10 protein-coding genes are annotated in these 11,744 nt (G+C 75.8%); 4 read left to right on the top strand and 6 right to left on the bottom strand.

The window, feature by feature from the left end:
• Positions 1-52: 52 nt before the first annotated feature.
• A complete protein-coding gene (locus ACFUEL_RS24225; RefSeq protein ID WP_380238850.1) occupies positions 53-1,000 on the bottom strand; it encodes a PrsW family intramembrane metalloprotease in 948 nt (315 codons plus the stop codon).
• A 128-nt stretch (positions 1,001-1,128) separates the two neighbouring features.
• Between ACFUEL_RS24225 and ACFUEL_RS24230 the strand changes: the two genes are divergently transcribed.
• Positions 1,129-2,310 carry a PP2C family protein-serine/threonine phosphatase gene (locus tag ACFUEL_RS24230; protein ID WP_380238851.1) on the top strand — a complete coding sequence of 394 codons (1,182 nt, stop codon included), beginning with the start codon at positions 1,129-1,131 and terminating at the stop codon, positions 2,308-2,310.
• A 21-nt stretch (positions 2,311-2,331) separates the two neighbouring features.
• On the opposite strand, the gene ACFUEL_RS24235 is transcribed toward ACFUEL_RS24230, so the two are convergent.
• Positions 2,332-4,020 (bottom strand): bifunctional 3'-5' exonuclease/DNA polymerase, encoded by a 1,689-nt coding sequence (locus ACFUEL_RS24235; RefSeq protein ID WP_380238852.1) that lies wholly within the window; start codon positions 4,018-4,020, stop codon positions 2,332-2,334.
• 199 nt (positions 4,021-4,219) lie between these two features.
• Between ACFUEL_RS24235 and ACFUEL_RS24240 the strand changes: the two genes are divergently transcribed.
• Positions 4,220-6,247, top strand: a complete 2,028-nt coding sequence (locus ACFUEL_RS24240; RefSeq protein ID WP_380238853.1) for a M3 family metallopeptidase — start codon at positions 4,220-4,222, stop codon at positions 6,245-6,247.
• A gap of 13 nt (positions 6,248-6,260) precedes the next feature.
• On the opposite strand, the gene ACFUEL_RS24245 is transcribed toward ACFUEL_RS24240, so the two are convergent.
• Together ACFUEL_RS24245 and ACFUEL_RS24250 are read right to left on the bottom strand one after the other, a co-directional pair.
• Positions 6,261-7,451 carry a glycoside hydrolase family 5 protein gene (locus ACFUEL_RS24245; protein ID WP_380238854.1) on the bottom strand — a complete coding sequence of 397 codons (1,191 nt, stop codon included), beginning with the start codon at positions 7,449-7,451 and terminating at the stop codon, positions 6,261-6,263.
• Positions 7,452-7,660: 209 nt separating this feature from the next.
• Positions 7,661-8,293 carry a TetR family transcriptional regulator gene (locus ACFUEL_RS24250; protein WP_380238855.1) on the bottom strand — a complete coding sequence of 211 codons (633 nt, stop codon included), beginning with the start codon at positions 8,291-8,293 and terminating at the stop codon, positions 7,661-7,663.
• Between the two features lie 146 nt (positions 8,294-8,439).
• On the opposite strand from ACFUEL_RS24250, the gene ACFUEL_RS24255 reads away from it, so the two are divergent.
• Positions 8,440-9,657 carry an acyl-CoA dehydrogenase family protein gene (locus ACFUEL_RS24255; protein WP_380238856.1) on the top strand — a complete coding sequence of 406 codons (1,218 nt, stop codon included), beginning with the start codon at positions 8,440-8,442 and terminating at the stop codon, positions 9,655-9,657.
• Positions 9,658-9,785: 128 nt separating this feature from the next.
• On the opposite strand, the gene ACFUEL_RS24260 is transcribed toward ACFUEL_RS24255, so the two are convergent.
• Together ACFUEL_RS24260 and ACFUEL_RS24265 are read right to left on the bottom strand one after the other, a co-directional pair.
• Positions 9,786-10,649 carry an enoyl-CoA hydratase/isomerase family protein gene (locus tag ACFUEL_RS24260; protein WP_380238857.1) on the bottom strand — a complete coding sequence of 288 codons (864 nt, stop codon included), beginning with the start codon at positions 10,647-10,649 and terminating at the stop codon, positions 9,786-9,788.
• Between the two features lie 151 nt (positions 10,650-10,800).
• The gene (locus ACFUEL_RS24265; protein ID WP_380238858.1) at positions 10,801-11,364 is read right to left on the bottom strand and encodes a GNAT family N-acetyltransferase; all 564 of its coding nucleotides are present in this window, start codon (positions 11,362-11,364) and stop codon (positions 10,801-10,803) included.
• Positions 11,365-11,476: 112 nt separating this feature from the next.
• On the opposite strand from ACFUEL_RS24265, the gene ACFUEL_RS24270 reads away from it, so the two are divergent.
• A partial coding sequence (locus ACFUEL_RS24270) for a TetR family transcriptional regulator (RefSeq protein WP_380238859.1) occupies positions 11,477-11,744 on the top strand: 268 nt, incomplete at its 3' end.

Raw genomic sequence — 11,744 nt, forward strand, 5'->3', positions numbered from 1 at the left:
GCGGCGGCGGGCGGCACCGCGCCGGGCCGCCCGCCGCCGGTCGTCCGGGCGGTCAGATCGCGGGCGCCCGCTCCTCGCGGCGCACCAGCGCGCGCAGCCACAGCAGGCCCAGCAGCGAGACGAGGGCCAGGCCGAGGACGTCGTACAGGGTGTACAGGTGCACCTGCTGCTGGGTGGGGTGCGGCAGGTAGCCGTTGGCGAACAGCTGCTTCTGCAGGTCGCTGGTGGTGGTGCGGACCACCAGCCAGACCGCGATGCCGTTCATGCTGTCCCACAGCGCGTGCAGCAGGGACACGCCCAGGTAGGTGAGCAGCACCGGGACGGTGAAGCGGAAGTGCGTGCCGCGGCGCTCGCGGAACAGCACGCCGCCGAGGATGCCGGTCCACAGGATGTGGCCGACCGGGGCGAGCAGGCCGCGCAGGACCTCGGTCTCCACCAGGTTCTTCAGCGACAGGCCGTGGATGGTCAGCACCGCGTTGAACGCGTAGCCGGCGCTCTCGAACGCGGCGAAGCCGGCGCCGACCGTGGCGCCCAGCACCAGGCCGTGCTTGAGGCCGCGGACCGGGACGCCGCGGGCCACCAGCACCAGCGCGAAGAGCTTCACCGCCTCCTCGATCAGGCCGACCCCGAGGTACATCCACACCGACGGCGACAGCAGGTAGGTCTCCAGCACCGAGGCGCCCAGCACGCCGATGATCCCGCCGACGCCGAAACAGGCCAGGATCCGCCCCGGGCCGAGGTCGGAGGCGAACCGCTCGTACGCCCAGACGGTGAAGGCGGCCGGGACGAGGAAGCTGCCGAGCAGCACGATCGTCGGCACCAGGTTGCTGTTGGCGGTGGCGAAGGTGACCAGCACGGTGGCCACCCACAGGGCCAGGCCGACCAGCAGGACCTTCGGCCAGTAGCGGGTGGGTGCGGCGCTGCCCCGGCGGGGCGGGGGTACGTGCCGGCGGCCGCTCGGGTTGCCGTAACTCGGGGGTGTCGTGCCGTGACCGGACATCCGGGAGCCCTTCCGTCGCCGCGTACCAGTGGTGAACGTACGGTATGACAATTCGGGATGATTGGCCCGGAATGTCGGTATTTCGCCCGGATGGAGCAGGGCCCCCGGACGTCCGATATGTTCGGAAGGTGCACCTTCGACGCGCGGACGGGGCGCCGTCCGGCCGGACCGGCGGGCTGCCGCCCAGCAGGCGGCGCAGCGCCCTGCTGGCGGCCGACCTGCAGGACCTGTCGCTGCTGCGCCGGGCCGGGCCCGCGCTGGTCGCGATCGCCCTGGTCTCGACCGCCGACTACCTCTCCGGGCGGGACCGCTACCTGGCCCCGCTGATGGTCGTCGTCCCGTCGGTGGCCGCGCTCACCCTGCGGCCGCGCGAACTGCTCGCGGTCTGCTTCCTCGGCCTGATGGCCCTGCTCGGCCTCAGCCACTTCGACCAGGTCGTCGACTTCAGCGACAGCCGCTTCCTGTACGGGGCGATGGTCAGCTACGTCGCGGTCACCGCGCTCAGCGCCTGGATCGCCGAACTGCGGATGCGACGAGCCGCGGCCTTCGCGGCCGTCAGCTCGGTCGCGGAGGCCGCCCAGCGCGCGCTGCTGCGCCAGCCCGAACCGGTGGTCGGGCCGCTGCGGCTGGCCGTGCGCTACGTCTCCGCCGCGGACGCCGCCCGGATCGGCGGCGACCTGTACTCCGTCCTGGACACCCCGTACGGCACCCGGGTGCTGGTCGGCGACGTCCGCGGCAAGGGGCTCGGGGCGGTGCAGACCGCCGCCGTGGTGCTCGGCGCGTTCCGGGAGGCCGCGTACGACGAGGAGCAGCTGCCCGCGGTGGCCGGGCGGATCGAGGCCAGCATGCGCCGGCACGTCCCCGACGGGGAGTTCACCACCGCGATGCTCGCCGCCTTCCGCGAACCGGGCAGCGTCGACCTGCTGCACCTGGGCCACGTCCCGCCGCTGCGGGTGCACGCCGACGGCAGCGGCGAGGTGGTCGACTTCGCCGAACCCTGGGTGCCGCTCGGCCTCGGGCACCTGGTCTCCGGCCGGCCCTGCCCGACCGCCGTGCCGTTCGGCCCGCAGGACGTCCTGGTGCTGTGCACCGACGGCGTGGTCGAGGCCAGGGGCGCCCGCGGCGGCGGGTTCTACCCGCTGGCCGAACGCGCCGGGCCGCTGGTGCGCGACGGCTGGCGCTCGCTCGCCGACCTCGACACCGCCGTCGCCCGCCTGTACGCCGACCTGCTGGCCCACACCGGCGGCGAACTCGGCGACGACGCGCTGCTGCTGCTGGTCACCCGGCCCGGACCGGACGCGCCCGGCTGACCGGCCCGGCGCCGCCCGGTCTCACTTGGCGTCCCCGTAGCAGTCGACCACGGCGATGGTCAGCGGGAAGCGCACCGGGGTGTCGCCGAAGACCAGCGCGGTGGCCTCCTCGGACGCCTCCGCGACCGCCGCGGCGACCGCGTCCGCCAGGTCGGCCGGGGTGTGCACCACCACCTCGTCGTGCTGGAAGAACACCAGGCGCGGCCGGTCGCCGCCGGAGCGCAGCGCGGCCAGCCGGCGGCGCAGCGCCGCGAGCAGCGCCAGCGCCCAGTCCGCGCCGCTGCCCTGGATCACGAAGTTGCGGGTGAAGCGGCCCCGGGCGCGGGCCGAACGGCCGCCCGCCTCCCCGGCCTCCGGGGCCTCCGTCAGGTCCAGCCAGTCCGCCGAGGGCGGCGGGCAGACCCGGCCCAGCCGGGAGGAGACCACCCCGCCGTCCTCCCCGGTCCGGGCCGCCGCCTCCACGTACCCCATCGCCGCCGGGTAGCGGCGGCGCAGCGTGCTCAGCAGCGGGCCGATGCCGCCGCCGGTCTGGCCGTACATCGCGCCCAGCAGGCCCAGCTTCGCCTTCTCCCGGTCGCCCTGGAAGGCACTCGCCGCCAGCGCCGCGTACAGGTCGCCGCCGGCCGCCGTCCGGGCCAGCCCGGCGTCGCCCGACAGGGCGGCCAGCACCCGCGGCTCCAGCTGCGCCGCGTCCGCCACCACCAGCAGCCAGCCCGGATCGGCCACCACCGCCCGGCGCATCGTGCGCGGGATCTGCAGCGCGCCGCCGCCGCGCGAGGCCCAGCGGCCCGTCACCACGCCGCCCACCACGTACTCCGGGCGGAACCGGCCGCCGCGCGCCCAGGCCGCCTGCCAGGCCCAGCCGTGCGCCGCGTGCAGCCGGGACAGCTCCTTGTAGCGGACCATCAGCGCCGCCGCCGGGTGGTCCACCGACTTCAGCTCCCAGGAGCGGGTCGAGGACAGCTGGACGCCGCGGTCCGCGAACGCCTTGATCACCTGGGTGTGCGAGTCCAGGTTGAACGGGCGGGCGCCCAGCGCCCGCTGCACCTCCAGCGCCAGCTCGGCCAGCTTCGTCGGCAGGGTGCCCGGGATCGCCGGGCGCGGGCCCAGCAGCTCGGTCAGCAGCGCGTCGTGCACGTCCGTCCGCCAGGGCAGCCCGTCGTGCGCCATCTCGCAGGCCAGCAGCGCGCCCGCCGACTCGGCCGCCACCAGCAGCCGCAACCGGGAGCGCGCCGCCGGGTCGGCGACCGCCGCCAGCCGCCGCAGCTGCTCGGCGTGCACCGCCACCGTGGCCTCCAACTGGTCCGTCCCCGGCGGAAGCTGCAGCCGGTCCGGGGCGAACAGGCCGTCCTCGTCGGGCAGCGCGCCCTCCGGCAGGTCGGCCGGCACCGGCAGGGCGCGCAGCCGCGCCCAGGCCGCGCCCAGCGAGCGCGGCGCCCCGAACCGGTCCTCCCGGCCCAGCAGCAGCGCCTCGGTCAGCCGCAGGTCGTGGCAGCGGGCCAGCCGCTCGGGCAGCGCGGCCAGCAGCGGCCCGTACGCGGTGTCCGCCGTCGGCCACACCCAGCGCGGGGCGTGCGCGGCCTCCACCGCGGCCACCGCCTCGGCCAGCCGCGGCGCGGGCTCGGGCGGGCCCAGCGGCGCGCCCTCCTCGTCGAGCGGCTGCAGCCGGCCGCCGGGGCCGTGCGGATCGGGCACCAGGGCGTAGCGCACGGGCGGCGGCTCCTCTCGGGGGCGGGGGCCAGGGCTGGTCCGGGTACGTGTTCGGGCGCGCGGGCAGGAGGTGTCGACGGTAGCCGGTGGCGGTGACAACCCGGCGCCACGACGCGGGCGGAGGGCCGGCGGCGGCTTGCCGCGACGGTGTTCCGCGACGGTGTTCCGCCGCGGCCCGGCGGCCCGTAATGTCGCCGTTATGAGCGACAACCCCTTCTTCGCGCCCAGCACCCTGGTGTACGAACTGCCGCCCTTCGCCGAGATCCGGGAAGAGCACTACCGCCCCGCCTTCGACCGGGGCATGGCCGACCAGCTCGCCGAGACCGCCGCGATCGCCGCGAACCCCGAGCCGCCGACCTTCGAGAACACCGTGGTGGCGCTGGAGCGTTCGGGAGCGGTGCTGCGCCGGGTCGCGGCGGCCTTCTTCAACCAGGACTCCGCCGACACCACCCCCGGCATCCAGGAACTCGACGCCGAGATCAGCCCCCGGCTGGCCGCCCACGCCGACGCGATCCACCTCGACGCCGCGCTGTTCGCCCGCCTCGACACCCTGCACGCGGCCCGCCACCAACTGGGCCTGGACGCCGAGTCGCTGCGCCTGCTGGAACGCCGGCACACCGCCTTCGTCCGGGCCGGCGTCCGCCTCGACGCCGACGGGCAGCGGCGGCTGCGCGAGATCAACGCCGAACTCGCCGCCGCGGCCGCCGCGTTCCGCAAGAACACGCACGACGCCTCGCTGGCCGGCGCGGTCGCCGTGGACAGCGCCGACGCCCTCGACGGCCTGCCCGCCACCGCGGTCGCCGCCGCCGCCGAGAACGCCCGCGCGCTCGGCCAGGACGGCCGCTGGGTGCTCAGCCTGAAGAACTTCTCCACCCAGAGCGAACTCGCCCACCTCACCGACCGGGCCCTGCGCGAGCGGCTGCTCACCGCCTCGCTGAACCGCGGCCTGGACACCAACGGCCCGCTCGCCGCGAAGATGGCCGCGCTGCGCGCCGAACGCGCCGCCCTGCTCGGCCACCCCACCCACGCCTCGTACGTGGTCGCCGACGAGACCGCGGGCACCGTCGAGGCCGTGAGCGCGATGCTCGGCCGGCTGGTCGCCCCCGCCGTCGCCATCGCCGAGCGCGAGGCCGCCGACCTGGCCGCCGCCGCGGCCGCCGACGGCATCACCGAACTCGCCGCCCACGACTGGGCGTTCTACGCCGAGCGGGTGCGCGCCGAACGCTACGAGGTGGACACCGCGGCACTGCGGCCCTACTTCGAACTGGAGCGGGTGCTGCGCGACGGCGTCTTCCACGCCGCGCACCTCGCCTACGGGCTGGACTTCACCGAGCGCCCCGACCTGACGGCGTACCACCCCGACGCCCGGGTCTTCGAGGTGTTCGACGCCGACGGCTCGGCGCTGGGCCTGTTCATCGGCGACTTCCACGCCCGCGGGTCCAAGCGCGGCGGCGCCTGGATGAACGAACTCGTCCCGCAGTCCCGGCTGCTGGGCACCCGCCCGGTCGTCGTCAACAACCTGAACATCGCGCGCCCGGCGCCCGGCGAGGCCGCGCTGCTCGACTGGGACGAGGTGCGCACCCTGTTCCACGAGTTCGGGCACGCGCTGCACGGCCTGTTCTCGGACGTCCGCTACCCGTCCTTCGCCGGGACGGAGGTGCCGCGCGACTTCGTCGAGTTCCCGTCCCAGGTCAACGAGATGTGGATGACCCGGCCCGAGGTGCTCGCCCACTACGCCCGGCACCACGTCACCGGGGAGCCGCTGGACCCGGCCGTGGTGGAGCGGCTGCTCGCCGCCGAGAACTACGGGCAGGGCTTCCGGACCGTCGAGTACCTGGCGGCGGCGCTGCTCGACTGGGCCTGGCACACCCGGACGGCCGCGGACCCGCTGGTCGGGGACGCCGGGGAGTTCGAGGCGCGGGCGCTCGCCGAGGCGGGCGTGGCCCTCGCGGCGGTGCCGCCGCGCTACCGCACCGGGTACTTCAACCACGTCTTCTCGAACGGGTACAGCGCCGGGTACTACGCGTACATCTGGTCCGAGGTGCTGGACGCGGAGACGGTGCGGTGGTTCGACGGCGACGGGCGCGGGGTGCGGGAGAGCGGGCGGCTGTTCCGGGAGCGGCTGCTGTCGCGGGGCGGCAGCCGGGACGCGCTGGAGTGCGTGCGCGACCTGCTGGGGCGGGAGCCGGAGATCGGGCCGCTGCTGGCCCGGCGCGGCCTGGAGTAGCGGGCGCGGACGGCTACCCGGTGAAGACCGGGCCGTAGCCGGGGGCCGGGCGGCCGTCCGGGGTGAGGGCGCAGTAGCCGCCGGTGCCGCGGCACCAGTACCACATCGTCCAGCCGGCGGCGAAGGTGCGCATGGCGGCGACCTGCCGGCGGACGAGTTCGGCGTTGCCGGGGGTGGCGGCGGAGGGCGGGCCCCACTCGCCGACCAGGACGGGCAGGCGGTGGGCGGCGGGGTAGGCGGTGACGGCGGCGGTGTAGTCCTCGACGAAGCCGCTCGCCGGGTCCCAGTCCTGTCCCGCCTCGACGGCGGTGTCGTAGAAGTGCGGGGCGTAGCCGATCCGGTCCGGGCCGGGGCGGGGGTCGGCGAAGGCGGGCAGGGCGGTGGGGACGCCCTGCCCGACCAGGACGGTGGGTTCGACGAACAGCCAGGCGTCCCGGTCGGCCCCGCGGACGGCGGTGATCAGGCGGCGGTACATGGCGGCGAGCCGGCCCTGCTCGAGGGCGGCGGAGGCGGCGGCGAGGACGGCCGGGTCGGCGGGGTCGCCGTCGACCGGTCCGAAGGGCTCGTTGAACAGGTCGTAGCCGAGCAGGGCGCGCTTGCCGCGCAGTTCGCGGGCGACGGTGCTGTACAGGTCGGCCTGGGCGCGGCGCAGGTCGGGGTCGTCGTAGAGGTGGCGGAAGGCGGCCTGGACGGCGGGCTGGAAGTAGCCGGCGAACCAGTCGGCCGGGTCGGGGGTGAAGGGCAGGCCGTCGTCCCGGGTCGCCCAGGCGGGGGCGCCGCCGTCGCCGCCGAGGAAGTACTGGCCGTAGACGTCCTGGTGGAAGTCGACGACGGCGTACAGGCGGTACTTGCCGGCCCAGTCGAGGAGGCGTCCGAGCCGGTCGAGCTGGGCCCGGTCGTAGTGGCCCCGGGAGGGTTCGAGGCGCGCCCAGGAGACCGCGATCCGGACCAGGCCGAAGCCGTTCTCGGCGAGTTCGCGCAGGTCGGCCTCGGTGGTCTCGTCGTACTTGTCCAGGTTGAAGCCGCGCAGGTCCAGGACCCGGCCGCGGGCGTCGGTGAAGGCGGTGCGGCCGTCGGCGAGGGTGCCGGCGGAGACCCTGCGGGCGTCGAAGGGGGCGCGGTCGGCGGGCGGGCCGGCCGAGACGGTGCCGAGGACGGCGGCGGCGGCGAGCAGCAGGGCGGCGGCGGAGCGGCGGACGCGCACGGGGGCACCTCACGGCGTGGGCGGGGGAGGGGTGCGCCGATCCTGCCGGAGCCGCTCCCGCCGCACAAGAGGTGAGGCGTGCTCATGTTCGGCGGGGTGCCGGGCGGGCCGGGCCCCCGGTGCCGGGCCTCGGGCCCCCGGAGCCGGGCTCAGGTTTCCGGCGCCGGGCTCAGGTTTCCGGCGCCGGCTCCGGGCCCCGGTACCGGGGTTCAGGCGTCCGGGACGGCCAGCATCGGCGGCAGGTCGGCGGCCGCGGAGAGCCGGCCCCACAGCAGGTCGGCGAGGGCCTGCACCATCCGGGCGCGCGGGCAGGGGCGGGTCTCCAGCCACCAGTCCCCGGCGGCCAGCACCATGCCGGTGATCGAGCGCCCCCAGGTCTCGGAGAGCAGCGGCCCGTCCCGGCCGAGGTCGATCTGCTGCTGGATGGCGCGGGTGATCTCCTCGGCGATCTGCCGCAGCGCGGGCGCCAGCGCGTTGCCCGCGCCGGTCGGGTCGCCGGGCTCGGGGTGGGTGAGCAGCCGGTACACCTGCGGGCGGGACTCGATCGCGGCCAGGTAGACGTCCAGCACGTGCTCGACCCGGTCGCGGCGCTCCAGCGGCTCGTTGAGGGCCGCGCGGACGGCGGCCAGCAGTCCGGCGGTGTGGCGCTCGGTCAGCGCGCCGATCAGGCCGTTCCGGTCGCCGAAGTGCCGGTACAGGATCGGCTTGGTGATGCCGGCCTCGGCGGCGATCGCGTTCATGCTGGCGCTCGGGCCCTCGCGCTGGACGACCCGGTCGGCGGCGTTGAGCAGTTGTTCGCGGCGGGGCTCGGGGCGGGGGTCGCGGCGGGGCTCGGTGGTCATGCGCTGCTCCTGGTGCGGGAGGGTGGGCGGCTCGTCGGGCGTTGACACCGGTTACCTATCGGTAGCAGACTCGCCGCCATGTTACCGGAGGTAACAGCACAGTGGCGCGGACGCTCCGGCCCGCCCCCCGTCTCCTGGAGGCCGACATGACCACCTTCTCGCTCGACCCCGGGCCGGACCAGATCGCCGTCCGCGACTGGCTGCACGGCTTCGCCGCCGACGTGATCCGCCCCGCCGCCGCGGAGTGGGACGAGCGCGAGGAGACCCCCTGGCCGATCATCCAGGAGGCCGCCAAACTGGGCATCTACTCCCTCGACTTCTACGCCCAGCAGTTCTTCGACCCCTCCGGCGTCGGCATCCCGATCGCCATGGAGGAACTGTTCTGGGGCGACGCGGGCATCGGCCTCGCCATCACCGGCACCACCCTGGCCGCCGTCGCCGTCCTCGCCAACGGCACCGACGAGCAGATCGGCACCTGGGCCCCGCAGATGTTCGGCACCCCCGAGGACGTCAAGGTCGCCGCGTTCTGCTCCTCCGAGCCCGACGCCGGCTCCGACGTCTCCGCGCTGCGCACCCGCGCCGTCTACGACCAGGCCAAGGACGAGTGGGTGATCAACGGCACCAAGACCTGGGCCACCAACGGCGGCATCGCGCACGTCCACGTCGTCGTCGCCACCGTCGACCCCGAACTCGGCTCCCGCGGCCAGGCGTCCTTCATCGTCCCGCCCGGCACCGAGGGCCTCAGCCAGGGCCAGAAGTTCAAGAAGCACGGCATCCGCGCCTCGCACACCGCCGAGGTCGTCCTCGACGGCGTCCGCGTCCCCGGACACTGCCTGCTCGGCGGCAAGGAGAAGCTCGACGCCCGCCTCGCCCGGGCCCGCGAGGGCACCAGGGGCGGCGGCAAGAACGCCGCCATGGCCACCTTCGAAGCCTCCCGCCCCGCCGTCGGCGCCCAGGCCATCGGCATCGCCCGCGCCGCCTACGAGGTCGCCCTCGACTACGCGAAGACCCGCGTCCAGTTCGGCAGGCCGATCATCGAGAACCAGGGCGTCGCCTTCCAGCTCGCCGACATGAAGACCCGGATCGACGCCGCCCGGCTGCTGGTCTGGCGCGCCTCCTGGATGGCCGTCAACAACCAGCCGTTCACCAGCGCCGAGGGCTCGATGTCCAAGCTGTACGCCGGGGAGACCGCCAAGTTCGTCACCGCGCAGGCCATGCAGATCCTCGGCGGCAACGGCTACACCCGCGAGTACCCGGTCGAGCGGATGCACCGCGACAGCGCCATCTACACCGTCTTCGAGGGCACCAGCGAGATCCAGCGGCTGGTCATCGCGCGGGCGATCTCGGGCGCGCCGATCCGCTGACGGTGCGGTGGCGGTCCGGTTCGCTGACGGCCCGGTGCGGTCCGGTGCGGTCCGGTCCGGTGGTGGCGGGCGCGGCGGTGGCAGGTGCGGGGGCGGCGGGTGCGGGGGCGGCGGGTGCGGTGGCGGCCTCAGAAGCGGGGTTCGCGGCGCTCCAGGAACGCCGCCAGGCCCTCCCGGACGTCCGGCGCCGTCCGGGAGGCGCGCTCCCACGGCGCCAGGGCCGCCGCCGCGTCCGCCGGGGCGACCGACAGCGCGGCCTTCGCCGCGCCGATGGTCTGCGCGGAGCGGCGGGCCAGCAGCGCGGCGAACTCCCGCGCCCGAGCGTCGAGTTCGGCGGACGGCAGCACCTCGTCCAGCAGGCCGAACCGCTCCGCCCGGTCCGCGGGCAGCAACTCGCCCGAGAACAGCAGGTACTTGGCCCGAGCCGGGCCGACCAGCGCGGCCAGCCGTAGCGTCGGCACCGCCGGGTACACCACGCCCAGCTTCGCCGGGGTGATCCCCAGCCGGGCGTCCTCGGCGGCCAGCCGCAGGTCGCAGGCCAGCGCCAACTGGCAGCCCCCGCCCACGCAGGCGCCCCGGACCACCGCCAGCGTCGGCCGCGGGAACGCCGCCAGCGCCTCCTCCGCGGCCACGTTCAGCGCGTGGTAGGCGTCGGCGGCCGCCGGATCCGCGTACACCCCGGCCAGCTCGGCGATGTCCGCGCCCGCCGAGAACGCGCCCCCCGCGCCGGTCAGCACCAGCACCCGGACGTCCGGGCGCTCCGCCAGCGACGCCAGCACCCCGGGCAGCGCCCGCCACATCGCGCCGGTCACCGCGTTGCGCCGCTCCGGGCGCTCCAGCAGCAGCACCGCCACCCGGTCCGGGCCCACCCAGCAGCGCAGGCCCGGCACGCCGGTGGGCAGTTCGGCGTCCCCCGGGCCCGGACGGTCGAGCGGGCCTCGGCGGTCGAGCGGGCCCGGACGGTCGAGCGGGCGGTCGGTGCGCACGGGCATGGCGGGCCTCTCGGGGGACGGCGGGTGCCGCCCCAGGCTCCCACGCGGGGGGCAGCCGGGCGACGTGATCCGCGTCAACCCGGGGCCGGGGTCAGCCCTCCGTGCCCGTCCGGGGCCGGGGTCAGCCCTCCGTGCCCGTCCGGGGCCGGGGTCAGCCCTCCGTGCCCGTCCGGGCGGCCCGCCACTCCGGGGCCAGCATCGACCAGACCTCCAAGTCCAGCCGGACGCCCAGGTGTTCGGTGTGCTTGCGGAGCGTTCCGTCCAGCGTCATGCCCAGCCGCCGGGCGCAGGCCCGGCTGCGCAGGTTGACCGTGCTGTTCCACCACTCGGCGCGGTACAGGCCGCGCTCCAGCAGCGCGTAGTCCAGCAGGCGGCGGACCGCCGCGGTGACCAGGCCGCGGCCCTGGGCGGCGGGCTCGGACCACACGCCGATCTCGCACACCCCGCCCGCGGCGTCGAAACGGACGAACATCACGCCGCCGACCAGCGTCCCGTCCAGCCAGATCCCGTATATCCGGCCGCTGTCCTCGGCCTGCTTATCGGCGAACTTCCGCAGCGTGGCGCGGGCGGATTCCGGATCGGTGCTGCGGGTGGCCCACGGGATCCACGGATCGATGCCGGACCGGGCCCGGTCCATGTGCTCCAGGAACTCCTCGGCCTGCCACGGTTCCAGCGGGCGCAGCTCGGCGTCCTCGGCGAGCGGTACGGCGTACATGTTCGGCGTCCCTTCGGGTCACGGGGGCATGGCGGACGCACCGCGGCGGGGTGCACGGCGGTGGTGCCTCACGGTAGTGCATAACAAACGTTTGGTAGGTACCCTGGCGCGCATGACTCCACCCGCCCGGGGCGACCACGAAGCCCGCCGCCGCGACGTCTCGGAAGCCGTCGGGCGGGTCCTCGCCGAACGCGGCTTCGGCGGCCTGACCCTGCGCGCGGTGGCCGCCGAACTCGGCGCCTCCACCGGCCTGCTCACCCACTACTTCCCGAGCAAGCGGGCCCTGGTCGCGCACGCGCTGGAGGTCCTCGACCGGCAGGCCGCCGGGCGCCACCGGCCCGCCACCGAGGCCGCCGGCCCCGCCCGCGGCCTGGTCGCGC

It is taken from the genome of Kitasatospora sp. NPDC057198, from assembly GCF_042670125.1.
Taxonomy (GTDB): domain Bacteria; phylum Actinomycetota; class Actinomycetes; order Streptomycetales; family Streptomycetaceae; genus Kitasatospora.